Annotated in this window: 20 protein-coding genes; 5 read left to right on the forward strand and 15 right to left on the reverse strand. The window is 62.0% G+C overall.

Going from position 1 to position 18313, the window contains the following annotated elements; genetic code table 11:
• Window positions 1–66: 66 nt before the first annotated feature.
• The 5 genes from LPB73_RS23320 to coxB all read right to left on the reverse strand — a co-directional run bounded on the left by LPB73_RS23320 (window position 67) and on the right by coxB (window position 4514).
• A complete protein-coding gene (locus tag LPB73_RS23320; RefSeq protein WP_231078357.1) occupies window positions 67–687 on the reverse strand; it encodes a cytochrome c oxidase assembly protein in 621 nt (206 codons plus the stop codon).
• 19 nt (window positions 688–706) lie between these two features.
• Complete coding sequence (locus tag LPB73_RS23325; protein WP_120288167.1) at window positions 707–880, reverse strand: CoxF protein; 174 nt, start codon at window positions 878–880, stop codon at window positions 707–709.
• 16 nt (window positions 881–896) lie between these two features.
• A complete protein-coding gene (locus tag LPB73_RS23330; protein ID WP_231081236.1) occupies window positions 897–1838 on the reverse strand; it encodes a heme o synthase in 942 nt (313 codons plus the stop codon).
• Between the two features lie 101 nt (window positions 1839–1939).
• Window positions 1940–3565 (reverse strand): cytochrome c oxidase subunit I, encoded by a 1626-nt coding sequence (gene ctaD, locus LPB73_RS23335; protein ID WP_068732612.1) that lies wholly within the window; start codon window positions 3563–3565, stop codon window positions 1940–1942.
• Between the two features lie 103 nt (window positions 3566–3668).
• Window positions 3669–4514 (reverse strand): cytochrome c oxidase subunit II, encoded by an 846-nt coding sequence (gene coxB, locus LPB73_RS23340; protein ID WP_089266828.1) that lies wholly within the window; start codon window positions 4512–4514, stop codon window positions 3669–3671.
• A 483-nt stretch (window positions 4515–4997) separates the two neighbouring features.
• Between coxB and LPB73_RS23345 the strand changes: the two genes are divergently transcribed.
• Window positions 4998–5558 (forward strand): invasion associated locus B family protein, encoded by a 561-nt coding sequence (locus LPB73_RS23345; protein ID WP_231078358.1) that lies wholly within the window; start codon window positions 4998–5000, stop codon window positions 5556–5558.
• 18 nt (window positions 5559–5576) lie between these two features.
• Here the strand turns inward: LPB73_RS23345 and LPB73_RS23350 are convergent, their stop codons facing one another.
• The 3 genes from LPB73_RS23350 to LPB73_RS23360 form a co-directional block, all read right to left on the reverse strand.
• Window positions 5577–6209 carry a TlpA family protein disulfide reductase gene (locus LPB73_RS23350; protein ID WP_231078359.1) on the reverse strand — a complete coding sequence of 211 codons (633 nt, stop codon included), beginning with the start codon at window positions 6207–6209 and terminating at the stop codon, window positions 5577–5579.
• Window positions 6210–6255: 46 nt separating this feature from the next.
• Window positions 6256–6768, reverse strand: coding sequence for a hypothetical protein (locus tag LPB73_RS23355; RefSeq protein WP_231078360.1), 513 nt, complete (start codon window positions 6766–6768; stop codon window positions 6256–6258).
• A 90-nt stretch (window positions 6769–6858) separates the two neighbouring features.
• Window positions 6859–7242, reverse strand: a complete 384-nt coding sequence (locus tag LPB73_RS23360; RefSeq protein WP_184513040.1) for a DoxX family protein — start codon at window positions 7240–7242, stop codon at window positions 6859–6861.
• Between the two features lie 149 nt (window positions 7243–7391).
• On the opposite strand from LPB73_RS23360, the gene LPB73_RS23365 reads away from it, so the two are divergent.
• Window positions 7392–7808 (forward strand): winged helix-turn-helix transcriptional regulator, encoded by a 417-nt coding sequence (locus LPB73_RS23365; RefSeq protein ID WP_184520136.1) that lies wholly within the window; start codon window positions 7392–7394, stop codon window positions 7806–7808.
• Window positions 7809–7825: 17 nt separating this feature from the next.
• On the opposite strand, the gene LPB73_RS23370 is transcribed toward LPB73_RS23365, so the two are convergent.
• Window positions 7826–9010, reverse strand: coding sequence for a PepSY-associated TM helix domain-containing protein (locus LPB73_RS23370; protein WP_231078361.1), 1185 nt, complete (start codon window positions 9008–9010; stop codon window positions 7826–7828).
• Window positions 9011–9353: 343 nt separating this feature from the next.
• Here LPB73_RS23370 and tldD point away from each other — a divergent pair, with 343 nt between their 5' ends.
• Window positions 9354–10781 (forward strand): metalloprotease TldD, encoded by a 1428-nt coding sequence (gene tldD, locus LPB73_RS23375; RefSeq protein ID WP_089266822.1) that lies wholly within the window; start codon window positions 9354–9356, stop codon window positions 10779–10781.
• The gene (gene lepB, locus LPB73_RS23380; RefSeq protein ID WP_089266821.1) at window positions 10778–11554 is read left to right on the forward strand and encodes a signal peptidase I; all 777 of its coding nucleotides are present in this window, start codon (window positions 10778–10780) and stop codon (window positions 11552–11554) included. The genes tldD and lepB overlap by 4 nt, the downstream gene beginning before the upstream one ends.
• 16 nt (window positions 11555–11570) lie before the next feature.
• On the opposite strand, the gene LPB73_RS23385 is transcribed toward lepB, so the two are convergent.
• From LPB73_RS23385 to LPB73_RS23405, 5 genes are all read right to left on the reverse strand, one after another.
• Window positions 11571–12062, reverse strand: a complete 492-nt coding sequence (locus LPB73_RS23385) for a hypothetical protein (protein ID WP_231078362.1) — start codon at window positions 12060–12062, stop codon at window positions 11571–11573.
• A 9-nt stretch (window positions 12063–12071) separates the two neighbouring features.
• The gene (locus LPB73_RS23390) at window positions 12072–12431 is read right to left on the reverse strand and encodes a DUF6152 family protein (RefSeq protein WP_231078363.1); all 360 of its coding nucleotides are present in this window, start codon (window positions 12429–12431) and stop codon (window positions 12072–12074) included.
• 27 nt (window positions 12432–12458) lie between these two features.
• Window positions 12459–12974, reverse strand: a complete 516-nt coding sequence (locus LPB73_RS23395) for a PAN domain-containing protein (RefSeq protein WP_089266816.1) — start codon at window positions 12972–12974, stop codon at window positions 12459–12461.
• A gap of 149 nt (window positions 12975–13123) precedes the next feature.
• Window positions 13124–14494, reverse strand: coding sequence for a glutamate--cysteine ligase (locus LPB73_RS23400; protein WP_231078364.1), 1371 nt, complete (start codon window positions 14492–14494; stop codon window positions 13124–13126).
• 96 nt (window positions 14495–14590) lie between these two features.
• Window positions 14591–15091 (reverse strand): MarR family winged helix-turn-helix transcriptional regulator, encoded by a 501-nt coding sequence (locus LPB73_RS23405; protein WP_068732586.1) that lies wholly within the window; start codon window positions 15089–15091, stop codon window positions 14591–14593.
• Between the two features lie 125 nt (window positions 15092–15216).
• Here LPB73_RS23405 and gstA point away from each other — a divergent pair, with 125 nt between their 5' ends.
• Window positions 15217–15831 (forward strand): glutathione transferase GstA, encoded by a 615-nt coding sequence (gene gstA / locus LPB73_RS23410; protein WP_231078365.1) that lies wholly within the window; start codon window positions 15217–15219, stop codon window positions 15829–15831.
• 265 nt (window positions 15832–16096) lie between these two features.
• Here the strand turns inward: gstA and LPB73_RS23415 are convergent, their stop codons facing one another.
• Window positions 16097–18313 (reverse strand): 3-hydroxyacyl-CoA dehydrogenase NAD-binding domain-containing protein, encoded by a 2217-nt coding sequence (locus LPB73_RS23415; protein ID WP_231078366.1) that lies wholly within the window; start codon window positions 18311–18313, stop codon window positions 16097–16099.

Consider the following 18313-nt stretch of genomic DNA (forward strand, 5'->3'; position numbering starts at 1 on the left):
AAGCCGGTGCGAGTTCTCTCAATTTTATAACGCGGAACGCTCCAGGATTTCTCTCAGAGCTTTCTCTTAGAGGTTACCCTTGCGCTTGTCAGTCTCCGTCGCCGCCAGCGGCTTCGGCGCGGGATCGCGCAGGGGGTAGAACGTGTAGGACAGTGTGATCGACTTCAGTCCGTCATTCTCGCTATCCGCGGCCAGCGCAGGATCGACATAGAATACGACGGGCATTTCGCGCTTCTCACCGGGCGCCAGGGTCTGGTCGGTGAAGCAGAAGCAATTGATCTTCTGGAAATACGCACCCACCGTCAGCGGCGCCACATTATAGGCAGCCTGTGCGGAGGTGGTGCGGGCGGACTGGTTGGTCACGGTGTAGAATACAGTCACGACCTCGCCGATCTTGACCTCGATCTCGCTCTGCTCCGGGACGAACTTCCACGGCAGTCCGCCGGACACATTGGCATCGAAGCGCACGGCGATCTTGCGTGCGATCGGGCCCGTCGCGGGTGCCGAACTCGCCACCATCGTGGTGCCGTTGAAGCCGGTGGCGCGGCAGAACCAGTTATAGAGCGGCACGGCGGCGTAGGACGCGCCGACCATGAAGGCCACCAGCAGACCGCACGCCGCAGCCACCGTCGCATCGCGACCGAGGCGCGGCTTCGAGGCTTTGATGTTCTGCGGCTGATCGGTCATGTCACTCGGCTTCTGTCATTTACATCGGCCGGATGAGAACGGCCGGCCCCTTGACCATGGTGACGGCAAAAAACAGCACGACGAGAATGCCGAGCGCCCAGGCGATGGCCAGCGAGCGTTCGCGCCGGCTCTTCTTCTGCGCCTCGGTGAGGACGATGCCCTCTGGCTCGGTAGGCTTGCGCTCATTGTCCATCGGATCATGCGCCCCTCTACCAGACCATCGGGAGGATGGCCTTCACGACCACCTCGAGCAACAGAATGGCAAACAGCGCGAACAGATAGACGATCGAGAAAGCAAACAGCTTGCGCGTCGCGCGATTGGCAGGCGTGCCTTCGCGCAGACGATAGACCTCGACGGCGAGATACATCATGCCGGCGCCAAGGATCAGCGAAGCCGTGCCGTAGACGGCCGAGAAATAACCGAGCGGCCAAGGCGCGACGGCAGTTGCGACCAGCACGATGGTGTAGAGCAGGATCTGCAGCCGGGTCGCGTCGGGACCGGCGACCACCGGCAGCATCGGCACGCCGGCGCGGGTGTAATCGTCGTTGCGGAACAGGGCCAGCGCCCAGAAATGCGGCGGGGTCCAGAAGAAGATGATCAGAAACAGCAGGACCGGCTCCATCGAGAGCGTTCCTGACGCCGCAGCCCAGGCAACGACTGGCGGCAGCGCGCCGGCTGCACCGCCGATGACGATGTTCTGCGCGGTCCAGCGCTTCAGAGCGATGGTGTAGACCACGACATAGAAGAAGATGGTGAAAGCGAGCAGCGCGCCGGCGAGCCAGTTGACGAGGATGCCGAGCGTCATCACCGAGAAGAAGGCCAGCACCAGACCGAAGGTCAGTGCTTCCGGCCGGGTGATGCGACCGCGCGGGATCGGGCGGTTGGCGGTGCGCGACATCAGCGCGTCGATATCGGCCTCGTACCACATGTTCAGCGCGCCGGAGGCGCCGCCGCCGACAGCGATACAGAGGATCGAGGTGATCGCCAGCACCGGGTGATGATCGCCCGGCGCCAGGAAATAACCGACCATCGCCGTGAACACGACCAGCGACATCACCCGCGGCTTGAGCAGCGCGATGTAGTCGGCAACACCCGCTTCGGAGATGCGGGGGGCAGACAGGTCGATGGTATGGTGGTCGAGGACGGACAAGATCATTCTCACTTTTGTTACGAGCACTCCGCCGAAACTCTTGCGAGTTCGGCGGAGGCATTAACTCGGTGCGGCACCCAAGAGCGCCGCACGAAAACCACTTACTGAACGCGCGGCAGCACTTCGAACTGATGGAACGGCGGCGGCGAGCTCAGGGTCCATTCCAGCGTGGTCGCGCCCGAACCCCACGGATTGTTCGCAGCCTGTTCCTTGCGGACGAAAGCTTCGATCACGCCGTAGATGAAGATCAGCACGGCAAAGCCGGAGATGTAGGAGCCGATCGACGACACCAGGTTCCAGCCGGCGAAGGCATCCGGATAATCGACATAACGGCGCGGCATGCCCGACAGACCCAGGAAGTGCTGCGGGAAGAACACCAGATTCACGCCAATGAAGGTGACCCAGAAATGCGCCTTAGCGATGGTTTCCGAATACATGTAGCCGAACATCTTCGGGAACCAGTAATACCAGCCGGCGAAGATGGCGAACACGGCGCCCAGCGACAGCACGTAGTGGAAGTGCGCGACCACATAGTAGGTGTCCTGCAGCACGCGATCGACGCCGGCATTGGCCAGCACGACACCGGTGACGCCGCCGAGGGTGAACAGGAAGATGAAGCCCACGGCCCACAGCATCGGCGCCTTGAACTCGATGGAACCGCCCCACATCGTGGCGATCCAGGAGAAGATCTTCACGCCGGTCGGCACCGCGATGACCATCGTGGCGGCAACGAAGTAGGCCTGCGTCGCCGACGACATGCCGACGGTGTACATGTGGTGCGCCCAGACGACGAAGCCGATGCCGCCGATGGCGACCATCGCATAGGCCATGCCGAGATAGCCGAACACCGGCTTCTTCGAGAAGGTCGAGATGATCTGCGAGATCATGCCGAAGCCAGGCAGAATCAGGATGTACACTTCGGGGTGACCGAAGAACCAGAACAGATGCTGGAACAGGATCGGATCACCGCCGCCGTCTGCGGCGAAGAAGGTGGTGCCGAAGTTACGGTCCGTCAGCAGCATGGTGATGGCGCCCGCCAGAACCGGCAGCGACAGCAGCAGCAGGAACACGGTCACCAGGATCGACCACACGAACAGCGGCATCTTGTGCAGGGTCATGCCCGGCGCGCGCATGTTGAAGATGGTGGTGATGAAGTTGATGGCACCGAGGATCGACGATGCACCGGCGAGATGCAGCGCCAGAATCGCGAAGTCGACGGCAGGCCCGGGATGGCCCGATGTCGAGAGCGGCGCATACATGGTCCAGCCGGCACCGACACCGTTGGCACCGGGCTCGCCTTCCACGAAGGTCGAGATGATGAGCAGCGCAAAGGCGGCCGGCAGCAGCCAGAACGACACGTTGTTCATGCGCGGGAAGGCCATGTCCGGCGCACCGATCATCAGCGGCACCATCCAGTTGCCGAAACCGCCGATCATCGCGGGCATCACCATGAAGAAGATCATGATCAGACCGTGCGAGGTGACGAAGACGTTGTAGGTGTGGCTTTCGTGGAAGATCTGGACGCCCGGATACATCAACTCGATGCGGATCAGGATCGACATGATGCCGCCGATGACACCCGCCACGATCGCGAAGATAAGGTACATCGTGCCGATGTCCTTATGGTTCGTCGAATAGACGTAGCGCCGCCACCCCGTCGGATGCGCATGCGCATGATCGTCGTGGGCGTGATCGTCGTGAGCCGGTGTTGCCGCGGTCGTTGCCATTTTCAAATCCTGCTTTGTCTTCTTCTGGCAGTCTTTGGACCTTGCGGTCCCCTCGCCCTAATTTCTTACAGTGCGTGCGGAGCCTCGCGGCTCCGCCACCCGCTTACTGCGCCACAGCAGTTCCGGCCGAAGCGTAGGAATTCGCCGGATTGGACGCGAACTTCTTCTTCGCGGTCTCGACCCATGCCGTGAATTCCTGATCGCTGACGACGCGGATCGCGATCGGCATGAACGCGTGATCCTTGCCGCACAGTTCCGAGCATTGGCCATAGAACATGCCGGTCTTGGTGGCCTTGAACCAGGTCTCGTTCAGACGACCCGGAACGGCGTCGATCTTGATGCCGAAGGACGGGATCGCGAAGGAATGGATGACGTCTGCGGCGGTCGTCTGCACACGCACGACCTTGTTCACGGGAACGACGACTTCGTTATCGACGGCGAGCAGGCGCGGCTGCTTGTCGGTGGCCATCAGCGAGTCGAATTCGAACGGGCCGTTGTCGGGATAGCTGTAGGTCCAGAACCACTGCTTGCCGGTTGCCTTGATGGTCAGGTCGGCTTTCGGAATATCGAGTTCCAGGAACAGCAGACGGAACGACGGCACCGCCACTGCGACCAGGATCAGAACCGGGATGATGGTCCACGCCACTTCGATCAGCGTGTTGTGCGTGGTCTTGGATGCGACCGGATTGGCCTTGGAGTTGAACTTCATCACCACGATGACGAGAAGTACAAGCACGAACAGTGTGATGGCGGTGATCAGCCAGAGCAGGAAATTATGAAACCAGGTGATGTTCTCCATCACCGGCGTGGCGGCTTCCTGCAGCTTGAATTCCCACGGCGCGGGCTGGCCCATCACCTCTGCGAATGCAGCACCGCCAAAAGCAAGCCCGGCCCCAACAACTGCTAACCCCAGCAACCGGCGGCCAATCTGGCCCCTCGACATCCTCATGCCGCTCGCGCTCCCATATTTACTGTCGCATTTCGGCCTGTCGCCGAATTATGCCGCCCGATCCGCACCCTGCCAATTTGCCAAAACGCCCAAGTGATTGGCCTGGAGGCAGTTGTTAGAATGCGTCGAAATCTAGCCTCTCAAACCATAATTCGCGGTCTGTCGCAATGCAGGAGTGGCGCATCCCGTAATGCATTCGGCGGTATTGAACGAAGGTCGCAATTGCTGCATGAAATCAGGCATAAACAGGCATGCGGCAGCCGAACGGCGCTTGACAGCGGAATTGTCCGATGTAGGCACAGATCAGGCGATCGGCAGGATGCTGATTCGCGCCTGCGAGCGCTTTCGTGGCTCCGTGGATGCCTTCAAGGCGCCGTCATTGCCGTATCATTCCGTGGTCTGGAAAAATCCTCCGGACAGACAGCGTCAAGCGTGCTGCCCTGGACTACGACCACCACGTCACCGCCTAAGGAATCGACCCGGATGGGGCACTCGAAGTTGCAGCATAAACCGACCCTGAACCGCCCGGCCCATGGGATCGCAGGCTGGCGCCGGCTGGCGCTCGGTTGTCTAGCCCTGGCGGCGATCGCCGCCGTCCCGACTACCGCCAGCGCCCAGGGTGCGGTGCGCTCAGTTCATGGCGACTGGCAGATCCGCTGCGACACCCCGCCCGGTGCCCAGGCCGAACAATGTGCCCTGATCCAGAGCGTGGTGGCGGAAGACCGCTCCAATGCCGGCCTGACCGTGATCGTGCTGAAGACCGCCGACCAGAAGAGCAAGCTGATGCGCGTGGTGGCGCCGCTCGGTGTGCTGCTGCCCTCCGGCCTCGGCCTCAAGCTTGACAATCAGGACGTCGGCCGCGCCGGCTTCGTGCGCTGCCTGCCCAATGGCTGCGTTGCCGAAGTCGTGATGGACGACAAGCTGCTCGCCCAGCTCCGCACAGCCAAGACTGCCACCTTCATCATCTTCGAAACGCCCGAAGAAGGCATCGGCTTCCCGCTCAGCCTCAACGGCATCGGCGAGGGTTACGACAAGCTGCCATAGACTTTGAACCCGGCAGCATCAGCCGGAACCACGCCCCCTATAATAGTCCAGCAATCGCCGGGCATCTTCAGATGTCCAGTCGGCCTCTCCAGCAAGATACCCCTCGACCTGCCCCGTCGTTCCGATCAGATATGAGATAGGCATCGCGTAGAGGCTGAACGGAGTGTCCGGAGCGGCAACCTCGCCGGCACGTGCGACCAGTCCACCGGGCTCGATACCGACATCGAGGTGCCTCAGCTTCAGGTTGCGCACGAACGAAGCAACGTCTGCGCGATCGGTGGCGATCGCGATAACCTGCAGATTTGCGCGAGTCTCGATGTCCTGAAGCCGATCAAGGATCGGCAACTCGGTCTTGCAGGCCGGGCACCATGTCGCCCAGAAATTGACCAGAACGACCTTTCCTGGAAACGCGGTCAGATCAACCGGCTTGCCAACGAGGCGAGGCACCGCAACGGACGGGATCGGCCGCGCTCCCCGGATGACGGTGAACTGATGCCGGGTGGTGCCAAAGGGCGGCGGCCCATCAGGCCGCGCATCCGCGGCAGCGCCCCCCACAGCCAATGCGGCCGTCGTGGCCAATGCCCCTTTGAGCAGCGTACGTCGCGAGATTGGCGAGCGAGCAATCGCCCGTCCGCGGTGCGGTGTTGTCACGGTCCAGCTTCCGATGGGCATCAAATAGGGTAGCGAAGGGTGCCGCTCAGGATCGGATATAGGACCAACCCGCTTCCTGTAGCTCGATGATCCGTCCAGGCCCGCTCGGAACCATCTGGACATTGTCGATAAACGAAATCGGATGGCCCTCGCTGCGCTCCATACCCAGCTTGGTCGCTTCGCAGACCACGAAGCGAATGTCAGGAGTGAGACCCTGGACGACCTTCAGCAGTTCCTTGACCGGCGACGTATCCACTCGAAACATATGAATACCGGCGTTGTAAGCGACGATTTCGATCGAGAAGTCTTGCTTCGTCTCCCGGTAGTATTTCGGCAGGTTCAGCGACGTCGAAATCAGCGCTCTCATGACGGTCGGGTCGTCAGTGTTGATCTGCAATACGAGACGATGTGCCTTGGCCGCCGCAGGCTTCGTCTCCGGCGCCCACGGCTTTGAAATGGCGGACCCTGCATCCGTCAAAGCCAGCGTGACGAATAACGGTGCCGCAAACGCCAGACCGAACGCCACCGTGGCCAAGGCCTTGCCGCTATAACTCCGCATTGAAATCATCACTTGCACTCGAACACACTGAAACGTTCGGCTTTTTTCAACGGCAATCCGTGGATGGCCGGATGAGAGCGTGAGCGCTCGCTACCTGAGGATCATGCTGCGCTTGGCGTAAGCCACGATAACGCTCAATGCGAGCAGCACGATCGCCGGAATCGGCGAACCGCCAATGACAAATACATGCGTGAAAATCGCACCGATCATGATGCAGCACAGGAGGGCCGCGCCAAACGCGACCGTTGACGGAATGATGATCAGGACCGCTCCGAGGATTTCGAGCGTGCCGGTCAGATAGCGGAACCATTGCCCAAGACCGATATGTTCGAACTCCTCGACGAGCATCGGCACGCCGTAAAGTTTGGCAGTCCCCGCAGCGGCGAACGCAAGAGCGAGCAAGCCCCTGACGGCCCAGAGACTGATGGAGGTCCAGCGCCGCGGTGCTGACGAGGTGACGGAAGACGATGACATAAGCAGCTCCGAAGATGGTCAAAACGGTTTCGGCGACGCGGCTGACGGCAAAGTCTGCTTCAGATTCACGGCGCGCTTTCGAAGCACAAATTTCGGCAGTAAGATGAAAAAGACAAGTAGAATGCTTTTTCTGAGATAGTATGAAAAACATGACTAATGGAAAAACAGGCGATATCGCGCTCCCCGAATGTCAGCAGGGACGGGACGTAGAAGATTTTCATCGGGCGCTGGGGATGATTACCGGCAAATGGAAATGTGAGATCCTCTGGCAACTGGTCCAGAGCAAACACCGGTTCGGAGAACTGCAGCGCGCGATTCCGAATGTGACGCAACACATGCTGACGACACAACTACGCGATCTCGAGTCCAACGGACTCGTCAAGCGCACGGTCTTCGCCGAGATACCTCCGAGGGTGGAATATGAAATCACGGAATCGGCGAGAGCGCTCAGGCCGGTCTTCGAGGAACTGTTCCGATGGTCGCAGGCGCATTTCTCTGCGATGCAGGCCCGATCCACGACCTCATCCGGCTCCGACGAGAGCGCAGCGCCCCTGACTCATCCTTAATCCAGAAATGGAGCGACTTACTCGCCGGGCACCAGCCCGACCGCATGACGGCGCCCAGGCTTCGATGCCGCACGCAGGCGGCGGCGCGAGAAATACAGGATGAAGCCGGTCACGGTGAACAGCGGCATCAGGGCCGCGGCCAGCAAGAACACGATGCGACCGGGCAGTCCCAGGAACGCACCGGTGTGGATGTGCAGCACCGCAGCCAGAATGCGCTCACCGAATGTCTTGTCGTTGTAGAGCTCTGCCGACACCATGCGGCCGGTCACGCCATCGATGCGGAAATCGTCGCGCGCTTCATCGAATGACGCATCCTTTGCCACCGAGCGGATACGCACGACACTGCCCGGTCCGTTCGGCAGCTGCATGATCGCCATCGCATAGCGGCTGCCCTGATCAGCCAGAAACGTCGACCAGACCTTATCGAGTGACGGAGTCGCAGGCGCATCAGCGGCAGGTGCTTTGGCGCCCCCCTTTGCTGCGCGCATGGCCGGCGCGGTCGCAGCAGGCTTGCTCGACAGAAGCCAGGTGGCGCTAGCCTTGTACCAGTCGAACGACCACCAGAGGCCGGTGAGAATGGTCACCAGATAGACCGGCAGCAACCAGGTGCCGACGACGCTGTGCAGCGACCTGTGAAACGGACGGCCGGGCATCGCCAGATTCGGCCTCAGCCAAGCCTTGATGCTGCGGACACGGCGCGGCCAGCGCAGCACCATCCCGGAGATCAGCAATACGAACAGGCCGAGCACGGCGACGCCGGTGATCAGACGGCCATAGCCATTGCCGTTGCCCGGCAACAGCAGAAAGCGATGCAGGTTGCGCAGCGTCGCGAAGAAGCCCTCCCCCTGCATCGCCGAGACGACGCGGCCGTCATAGGGATCGACATAGACCGACGAGCGTTCCCCAGTCTCGCTGCGGGCAAAGCGCATCCGCACCGCCGTGCCGGGCTCGCTCGAAAAGACAATGAGACCAACCTTGCCCGCTCCTGGCACCGCCTGAACCCGCGCCACCAGCTCATCAGGTCCGAGCACAGGTGCGGGGCGCGGATCCACCTTCGTCACATCGCGATTCAGCGCAGCGACGATTTCGTCCTCGAAGCTCAGCATGGCGCCGGTCAGACCGATCAGGCCGAGGATCAGCGAGATCGCCAGGCCGATGATGGAATGGACTTGCAGGAATGCGGATTTGGTTCGTGAGGCCATCAAAAGCGATAACTGCCAGAAGAGATTAGTCCTGCAAGGAATACCGTTCACACAGGATGGTGCTCGGAGGTCTACCGCACCGCAGCCTGAGGCGCATCGGAACGCAGTTTGTAATAGCTCCAAGGTAGCCACATCATCGCTGGCACGGTTGCCCCCAGAGGATCTCGCCCCGGCGATGTGGAGGCCTCCCTTTTTGTCAAAACAGCACCTATCTTGGTTTGAATCGCCTGTTTCGCCGCAGGTTACGCCATTGTAAGGCGACCCATCCCCGGGTTGTCGCTACAAATTGAAATCGTGGCCCCGCGCCTGGCGCCGGGGCCGCGCCGCTGACATTGGAGCCTGCATGACCAGCCCAGCCACCACCTCCCTGATCGACCGCGCCAATCTGGACCGCGACGAAGTTCGCCGCGAGCTGATGCGGGGGCTACAGGGAGCTGACGATGGCGAGCTGTTTCTCGAATACAGCCAGTCCGAGGCGCTCGGTTTCGACAACGGCCGGCTGAAGCAGGCGACCTACGACACCGCGCAGGGTTTTGGCCTTCGCGCCGTCAAGGACGATGCGGTCGGCTATGCACATTCCTCCGACGTCTCGATCCCGGCGCTGATCCGTGCGGCCGATGCGGTCAATGCGGTCCGTGGCGGCTATGCCGGTACCTTTGCCGCAGCCCCCTCGCATACCAATGTGCGGCTCTATAGTGACGACAATCCGCTGGACGCGCCGGGCTTCGAGGCCAAGGTCAAGCTGCTGGCCGAAATCGACGCCTATGTCCGCGACAAGGACCCGCGCGTCCGCCAGGTCTCGGTCTCCCTCGGCGCCACCTGGCAGGTGGTCGAAATCCTGCGCCCGGACGGCGAGAGCTATCGCGACATCCGTCCGCTGGTCCGCGTGAATATCTCCGTCGTCGCCGGTCAGGGTGATCGGCAGGAAAGCGGCTCGAAGGGCTATGGCGGCCGCGAGGGCTATGCGCGCTTCATCGAGAGCGGGTCGTGGCGCACGGCAGCCGATGGCGCACTGCGCGAGGCACTGGTCAATCTCGAATCGATTCCTGCGCCCGCCGGCGAAATGGACGTGGTGCTCGGCCCCGGCTGGCCCGGCGTGATGCTGCATGAAGCCGTCGGCCACGGGCTGGAAGGCGATTTCAACCGCAAGCAGACTTCGGCTTTCGCCGGCCTGATGGGCCAGCAGGTTGCCGCCAAGGGCGTGACTGTTGTCGATGACGGCACCATCTCGTCACGCCGCGGCTCGCTATCTATCGACGACGAAGGCACGCCGACCAACCGCACAACGCTGATCGAGGACGGCATCCTGGTCGGTTACATGCAGGATCGCCAGAACGCGCGCCTGATGGGCATGAAGCCAACCGGCAACGGACGCCGTCAAGGCTATGCCCATGTGCCGATGCCGCGCATGACCAACACCTACATGCTGGCCGGCCAGCGCGATCCCGCGGAAATCCTCGCCTCCGTGAAGAACGGCATCTATGCGGTGAACTTTGGCGGCGGCCAGGTCGACATAACCTCCGGCAAATACGTGTTTCAGTGCACCGAGGCCTACAAGATCGAGAACGGCAAGATCGGTGCGCCGCTGAAGGGCGCGATGATGATTGGCAACGGTCCGACCGACCTGCACCGCATCAGCATGATCGGCAACGATCTCGCGCTCGATGACGGCATCGGGACTTGCGGCAAGCACGGCCAGGGCGTGCCGGTCGGCGTCGGCCAGCCAACGCTGCGCATGGACAAGGTGACCATCGGAGGAACGGGCCAGTGACCACGGATACGGAAACCACAACCGTCGCATCGACTGCAAAGCGCTGGTCCGGCCAGCTGGCACAGATCGTCGCGATTGTCGGCATCGTCTTCGTGGCCAAGGGCGCGCTCGCCGAACCGTTCTATGTGCCGTCGGCCTCCATGGAGCCGACTCTGCTGATCGGCGATGCATTGCTGGCGACAAAGTTTCCCTACGGCTACTCAACAGCTTCGCTGCCGATCCATGTCTCCCTTCCCGAGACCGGCCGCGTCTTCGCGACCACGCCGAAGCGCGGCGATGTCGTGGTGTTTCGCTGGCCCGGCGACCGCTCCCAGGTCTGGGTCAAGCGTGTGATCGGCCTGCCCGGCGACCGCGTCGAACTGCGCGGCGGTCAGGTCTGGCTCAATGGCGTCGCGACGTCGGTGAAGGCCGACGGCATCGGTGCCGCGGAAGATGATAGCGGCGGCTCCGAACCGGCGCACCGTTATGTCGAAACCCTGCCCGGCGGCGTGTCGCATCCGATCTTCAAGCTGCGCGACAACGGCCGCCTCGACAACACGCCGGAAGTCGTTATTCCCCCCGACCATCTGTTCGTGATGGGCGACAACCGCGACAACTCCGCCGACAGCCGCGTACCGGTGTCGCAAGGTGGTGTCGGCCTGCTGCCGATGGATAACCTCGTCGGCCGCGTCGATGCCATTGTCGGCTCATGGGATCTTGGCATGCGGAGCCAGCCGGTCACCAACTGGCTATCGGGCTTCCGCATGGCGCGGTTCTTTACCGGGGTGCATTGAGCACCGCGACAGCAGCTCAGAAGTAAGCAATGGCGCGGCCGCATATGGCGACCGCGAACCAAATGGCCATCGATGCCAGCGCGCCTTGCCGCGCACCCGCAGGCATCGGTGACAGCGGCGGCAACGCTGCGATCCTCGGCATGATAACCGCTTCGACCCAGACGACATTGAGTAGGCCCAGCGCGATCAGGGCCGCCTTGATCTGAAACACGCGGTTCAGCACGACATGACTCGCTTCAGCGGTAAACAGAATGCTGCCGGTGACCACGAGGCCGAGAAATCCGGCAATGGCAAAGCGGCGCGCCCTGCGCAGCAGTGGACCAGGCGCCGTTGCAGCCAACCCGCCTGCAAGCCGGACATCCATCACCGCAATGGCACCGGCGAAGAACATCAGCGCGACGATGTGGCCGATATTGGCAGACATATAGAGCCAGCGCGATTGCCGGATCGCAGCGCCAATTGCGGACGCTTCCATCGCCATGAAGATCGCGGGTGCGCTCTCGGTCATGGGCCGGCGCTATCGCAGTTCGTAGGTTTTGCCGTCCACGGTGATGCGTTCGGCGCGCATCTCGTCCTTCTCGACGGTGGATGGATAGCCGAAGGCCGAGACGGTCTTGCCGACAGCCACGGTATCGGCAGATGCCCCGCGCGCCGTCATGCGCGAGGTCGGCGCAAGAGTGACAGTCCAGGCCTTGTCGGCCCCCTTGATCACGATGGTCGCATGCGGGTTCTCGAATTTGCTGTTTTCGACAGGACCGTTCACGGTGACCGGGTTGGCAGCGTCGTAGCTGCCCCAACCGTGATGGGCGACGGCGGCGACCGTCGTAACAGCAATCAGTAATCCAGCGAATGTTACTGCGGGCAGGAGACGCGTCATGGCTCAACTCCCTTTATTGCCGGAATGCTACCTCACAACGCCCGAGATGAAACCCGGTTTTCGCCGCGGCGGCTTGATGTCGTTCTTCAGGAAGCAGCGCGCATTCTTGCCGGCATAACCGGGGCGCGCAAAGGTCCAGGCGCGGCATTTATTGTCGCCCTGGCAGGCATCGCGGCAGGCATCGCCGTGCTCGGCCTTGTCGTCGTTCTTGATCTCGAACGAACGATAGTCGCCGCCAAAACGATCTGTCGAGGTTTCCACCGGACCGGTGCGCGGCTCGATGACGCCGGCGCCACGCACGCCGGAGACGCAGCAATAGCTCTCGACCCGCGGCGGCACCTTGTCTTTCAGCCAGCACACCGCGTTTTCCGAATTATCGCTCGGATAGTTGAAGCTCCAGGCGCGGCACTTCTTGTCGCGCTCGCAGATCAGCGCGCATTCGGCCGGATCGCCGGACAGTGAGACCGAACGCGAATAGTCACCGCCAGGGCGATCGAAATTGGTTTGCGCCTGGGCGGGCGTAACGGCTGCGAGCAACAGCATGGCGAGGGCTGTCAGACACGCTCTGAACAGGTTCCTCGGCATGCAGGATGACTTTCAGCGGTTTGCAAACGGCGTAAGAAGGACGCCATTGGAACGCCGGTCACCTGTACCGCCGATGAACGGATTTTCAGCTTCGCCAAGCCGCTGATCTAGAAGCAGTATTCCTTATAGGCGGGCGCCACCGAGCCACCCCAGGCGCCATGGAACCTGTCGAGCATCTGCTCGGCCGGAGTCTTGCCGGAATCCAGTATCCGATCGAGTGCCTCCAGATGGTGGGACTCATCGCGGCCGTGCGCGTCGAGCTTGCCGCGCCGGCGCAGGCCACCATGGGCCAACTGCAGACACTCCTTGGCGATTTCGAACAGATACCGATCCTTGATCTTCGCCTTGAAGCCCAACTTCGGCACATCGTCGCGCAACGCCTGTCGTTCCGCCGCAGTCCAGTTCTTGACGATATCCCAGGCCGCATTGAGGGCGCTGTCGTCATAAAGCAATCCGACCCAGAACGCCGACAGTGCCGGCAAACGATCCGACGGCACGCCATCGGCGCCGCGCATTTCGAGATAACGCTTCAGGCGCACTTCGGGGAAAATCGTCGAGAGATGATTGGCCCAATCCGAGAGAGTGGGTCGCTCGCCGGGTATCTTCTCGTTCTTGCCCGCAAAGAAATCGCGGAACGACGAGCCCGACACGTCGATGTAAGTGTCGCCGCGCTTGACGAAATACATCGGAACATCCAGCGCGTAATCGACCCAGCGCTCGAAGCCCATGCCGTCTTCGAACGCCCACGGGATCATGCCGGAGCGGGCATTGTCGGTGTCGCGCCAGACTTCGGACCGGAACGACAGGAAGCCGTTCGGCTTGCCTTCAGTGAATGGCGAATTTGCGAACAAGGCGGTCGCGATCGGCTGCAGCGCAACGGAAACGCGCAGCTTCTTGACCATGTCCGCTTCCGAGGAGAAGTCGAGATTGGTCTGCACCGTGCAGGTCCGGTACATCATGTCCAGACCGTACTGGCCCACTTTGGGCATGTAGTTGGTCATGATCTTGTAGCGGCCCTTGGGCATCACCGGAATCTGCGCGCGCGACCAGGAGGGCGTGAGACCGAGGCCCAGAAAGCCGATGCCGAGCGGCGTCGCCACTTCGCGCACCTGCGCCAGATGCGCCATCAATTCGGATTGCGTCTGGTGGACTGTCTCCACCGGCGCGCCCGACAATTCAAACTGGCCGCCAGGCTCGAGCGAGATTGCGCCGCCGCCGGTGACGTCATAGAGGCCGATGATATTGCCGGCTTCCATGATCGGCTCCCAGCCGAGCAGATGCTTCATACCGTCGAGCACCGCGCCGATGCCGCGCGGACCTTCGTAAGGCACGGGATTATGACCAACGAGCGTGAACGGCGTCTTCTCGTGTTCGGTGCCGATGCGGAATTCCGATGGCGGCTTCACGCCCGCCGCCAGCCACGCCACGAGTTCGTCGCGCGACTGCAGCGGCGTCATATCGATTTGGTCACGCGCCATGGAAATTCCGAATGAAAGGCGCTGCAATCTGTTGCGCGCGGTGTCGGGAACGCCCGCGGCCCGTGCGGGTCGCGAACGTAGGCAAAAATTTAAGGTTCATCGCGCCGGCGCGGCGTCTCTGGCGGCCGGCGATGTCACTGTCGATGCCGCTTCTTGGCACGCGCAGCCGAGCCGGTCGAGCAGGCCGCACAGTTTTGCTGCATCTGCGTCGGACAGTTTCGAGCCGACATGTTTCTCGATCGCCGTTGAATAGGCGCACCCCATCTTCTTGTGCAACTCGCGCCCGGCAGCCGTGATCTCGACGAACAGGCCGCGCTTGTCCATCTTGCATTCGCGGCGTGCAGCCAGGCCTTCGTCGACCAGACGATCGATCAGCCGCGATGTCGAATATTGCGGTATCAGCATCTGCTTTTCGAGCTCGACCGGGCGCATCTCGCCGGTCGGCGAGCGCGACAACTCGGCCAACGCGTCGTACCATGCGAGCGGCGGAAAACCGGCGCGCTTGAGGTCCTGCTCGACGCCGTCCAGCACCCGGCTCTGGATTCGCATCAGGCGGATCCAGGCGGCTGTCGCCTCGGTGGAAGGTTTACGTTTCATGGCTCAGTCCAAATGGTGGCGGCACCCTAGCCCACTTGATGCAGCTGCATCAATCTTGACTCTTTCATGCATATGCATTTAGTCACCCGCGTGGTTAAACCAATGTCCTCAGGGAGGAATTTTCGATGAAGCTGTATTATTCGCCAGGCGCCTGTTCGCTCTCGCCTCATATCGCACTTCTCGAAGCTGGCCTGCCTTACGATCTCGTGAAGGTCGACCTCAAAGCCAAGAAGCTGGAAAATGGCGACGACTATCTCGCCATCAACCCCAAGGGCCAAGTGCCGGCCCTCGGCCTCGACAGCGGTGCGCTCGTGACCGAAGGTCCGGTCATCGTGCAATACATCGCCGACCAGGCTGCTGCCAAAAATCTGGCGCCGGCCAATGGCAGCGATGCGCGCCGTCAGCTGCAGGAGTATCTTGGCTTCATCAATGGCGAGCTGCACAAGAACTTCAGCCCGCTGTTCCAGCCGGTGTTCGATAACGAAGTGAAGGGCTTCTTCAAGACCCGCCTGATGGGCAAGTTCAAATATCTCGATGGCCAGCTCGCAGGTAAGGATTACCTGCTGGGCAAGGATTTCAGCGTCGCCGACGGCTATCTGTTCGTCATGCTGAAATGGGCCGACCGGATGAGCATCGATCTCTCCGAGTTCAAGAACCTGATAACCTACAAGGACCGCGTCGCTGCCCGCCCGCAAGTGCAGGCCGCGCTGGAGAAGGAAGGCCTGATGAAGGCGGCGTAAGCTGTTGGCATCGAGCTGAAATACGAAAGGGCCGGATCGATGATCCGGCCCTTTTTGTTTACTGCTTCCCCTCTCCCCCAGCGCAGCGAAGCTGCGCGCCGCGGGAGAGGGTGCCTGAGCGGAGCGAAGGCGGGAGAGGGCTCTTGCTCCGAGCGAAGAGCCCCCCTCTCCCGTCTCGACCGCCCGCGCGAAGCTTCGCTAGAGCGGTCGATCCACCCTCTCCCACCAGCCGCGGCTGCGCCGCGTCCGGGGGCGAGGGGAAGACCTACGCCGCCGCGAGCTTCTTCGGTGGGAAGCGGCCGTAGAAGGTCTCGCCCTTGGCGGCCATCTCTTCGAGCAGCTTCGGCGGCGTGAAGCGGGAGCCGTATTTGGCTTCAAGCTTGTGGCAGAGCTCGACGAACTTCTTTGTGCCCATGAAGTCGATATAGCTCAGTGTACCGCCGGTGAACGGCGCGAAGCCGAAGCCGAGGATCGAGCCGACATCGGCCTCGCGCGGATCGACGATCACGTGATCCTCGACGGTACGCGCGGCTTCTACCGCCTGCACCACCAGGAAGCGCTGTTTCAGCTCCTCGACATCGAGCGTATCGGGATCGACCGGTTTCGGCAGCAACGGCGCGATGCCCTTCCACAGAGCCTTCGAGCCCTTGCCCTTCGGCGGATACTCGTAGAAGCCCTTGCCGTTCTTGCGACCGAAGCGCTCCTGCTTCTCCACCATCTCGACGATCAGCTTCTTCTGCGCCTGATCGACGGCCTGCGAACCCAAATCGGCTTCGGTGGCCTTCATGATCTTCAGCACGAGGTCGAGCGCGATCTCGTCCGACAGCGACAGCGGCCCGACCGGCATGCCGGCCATCTTGGCGGTGTTCTCGATCATCGCCGGCGGCACGCCTTCGAGCAGCATTTCGAGGCCTTCGGCCGTGAAGCGCAGCACACAGCGATTGGCGAAGAAGCCGCGGGAGTCATTGACGACAATGGGCGTCTTGCCGATGACGCGAACGTAGTCGAGAGCGGTGGCGAGCGCGACATCGCCGGTGTTCTTGCCGACGATGATCTCCACCAGCATCATCTTCTCGACCGGCGAGAAGAAGTGGATGCCGATGAACTTGGACTGGTCCGCGAACTCTTCGGCGAGCGAGTTGATCGGCAGCGTCGAGGTGTTCGACGCGATGATGGCGCCTTCCTTCAGCAGCGGCTGCACCTTCTTGTAGATCTCGGCCTTGACCGCGCGATCCTCAAACACGGCCTCGATAACGAGGTCGCAGTCCTTGATCACCTCAAAGTCTGCAGTCGCGGTGATCTTCGCCATCAAAGCGGTCTTGTCGGCCTCCTTGGCGCGGCCCTTAGCGATCAGGCCATCGATGGCCGCGATGCAATGACCGAGGCCCTTGTCGGCACTAGCCTGGTCGCGGTCGATCAGCACCACGTCCATGCCGCCGCGTGCAGAGACGAAGCCAACTGACGCGCCCATGAAGCCGGCGCCGATGACGGCGAGCTTCTTGACCTTGGTCGGCGGCACGTTCTGTGGACGACGCGCACCCTTGTTGAGTTCCTGCATCGACAGGAACAGGCTGCGGATCATCGCCGCCGCTTCCTTGGTCTGCAGGATATGTGCGAACTGACGGGACTCGACGCGGAGCGCCGCATCCATCGGCAGCTGCAGGCCTTCATAGACGCACTGCATGATGGCGCGGGCCGCCGGATAATTGTCGAAGGTCTCGCGGCGATAGATCGCGTTGCCCGCGGGGAACATCATCATGCCCTGCTTGGAATAGACGGGGCCGCCGGGCAGCTTGAAGCCCTTCTCGTCCCAGGGCGCCACGGGCTTGCCGCCAGCCTTGATCCACTCCTTCGCGGCCGTGATGAGATCGGCCGATGGCACCACCGCGCCGACGATGCCCATCGCCTTCGCCTTGACGAGATTGATCGCGTCGCCCTTCAGCAGCATCTGCATGGTGTCCTGCGGCTGCAGCATGCGCGCGAGGCGCTGCGTGCCGCCGCCACCGGGGAACAGGCCGACCTTGATTTCAGGCAGACCCAGACGCGTCTTCGGATTTTCCGCAGCAACGCGATAGTGGCAGGCCAGCGTCAGTTCGAACGCGCCGCCGAGCGCAAGACCGTTGATGGCTGCGACCCATGGCTTGCCGGAGGTCTCGATCTTGCGCAGCGTCAGCGACAGCTTGCGGCTCTCGTCGAACAGCATCTGCTGCGCGGCTTCCTCGCCCTTGGCAGCCTTGGTCTCGGCGAACACCTTGCCCATGCCTTCCAGCATCGACAGATCGGCACCGGCCGAGAAAGCTTCCTTGCCGGAGGTGATGACGACGCCTTTCACGGCGGCATCCGCAGTCGTCTGATCGACGATCGCGCCGAGTTCCTCGATGGTCGCCACGTCGAGCACGTTCATCGAACGGCCGAAGATGTCCCAGGTAACGAGCGCGATGCCGTCGGCGTCGGTCTCAACCTTGAAATTCTTGAAGGTCAT

It is taken from the genome of Tardiphaga sp. 37S4 (assembly GCF_021044645.1).
Classification (GTDB): domain Bacteria; phylum Pseudomonadota; class Alphaproteobacteria; order Rhizobiales; family Xanthobacteraceae; genus Tardiphaga; species Tardiphaga robiniae.

Coding starts and splice junctions, on each gene's coding strand:
- LPB73_RS23320 (WP_231078357.1), bottom strand. CDS start 687: ATGACCGATCAGCCGCAGAACATCAAAGCCTCGAAGCCGCGCCTCGGT.
- LPB73_RS23325 (WP_120288167.1), bottom strand. CDS start 880: ATGGACAATGAGCGCAAGCCTACCGAGCCAGAGGGCATCGTCCTCACC.
- ctaD (WP_068732612.1), bottom strand. CDS start 3,565: ATGGCAACGACCGCGGCAACACCGGCTCACGACGATCACGCCCACGAC.
- coxB (WP_089266828.1), bottom strand. CDS start 4,514: ATGAGGATGTCGAGGGGCCAGATTGGCCGCCGGTTGCTGGGGTTAGCA.
- LPB73_RS23345 (WP_231078358.1), top strand. CDS start 4,998: ATGGGGCACTCGAAGTTGCAGCATAAACCGACCCTGAACCGCCCGGCC.
- LPB73_RS23355 (WP_231078360.1), bottom strand. CDS start 6,768: ATGCGGAGTTATAGCGGCAAGGCCTTGGCCACGGTGGCGTTCGGTCTG.
- LPB73_RS23360 (WP_184513040.1), bottom strand. CDS start 7,242: ATGTCATCGTCTTCCGTCACCTCGTCAGCACCGCGGCGCTGGACCTCC.
- LPB73_RS23365 (WP_184520136.1), top strand. CDS start 7,392: ATGACTAATGGAAAAACAGGCGATATCGCGCTCCCCGAATGTCAGCAG.
- LPB73_RS23370 (WP_231078361.1), bottom strand. CDS start 9,010: ATGGCCTCACGAACCAAATCCGCATTCCTGCAAGTCCATTCCATCATC.
- tldD (WP_089266822.1), top strand. CDS start 9,354: ATGACCAGCCCAGCCACCACCTCCCTGATCGACCGCGCCAATCTGGAC.
- LPB73_RS23385 (WP_231078362.1), bottom strand. CDS start 12,062: ATGACCGAGAGCGCACCCGCGATCTTCATGGCGATGGAAGCGTCCGCA.
- LPB73_RS23390 (WP_231078363.1), bottom strand. CDS start 12,431: ATGACGCGTCTCCTGCCCGCAGTAACATTCGCTGGATTACTGATTGCT.
- LPB73_RS23395 (WP_089266816.1), bottom strand. CDS start 12,974: ATGCTGTTGCTCGCAGCCGTTACGCCCGCCCAGGCGCAAACCAATTTC.
- LPB73_RS23400 (WP_231078364.1), bottom strand. CDS start 14,494: ATGGCGCGTGACCAAATCGATATGACGCCGCTGCAGTCGCGCGACGAA.
- LPB73_RS23405 (WP_068732586.1), bottom strand. CDS start 15,091: ATGAAACGTAAACCTTCCACCGAGGCGACAGCCGCCTGGATCCGCCTG.
- gstA (WP_231078365.1), top strand. CDS start 15,217: ATGAAGCTGTATTATTCGCCAGGCGCCTGTTCGCTCTCGCCTCATATC.
- LPB73_RS23415 (WP_231078366.1), bottom strand. CDS start 18,313: ATGACCTTCAAGAATTTCAAGGTTGAGACCGACGCCGACGGCATCGCG.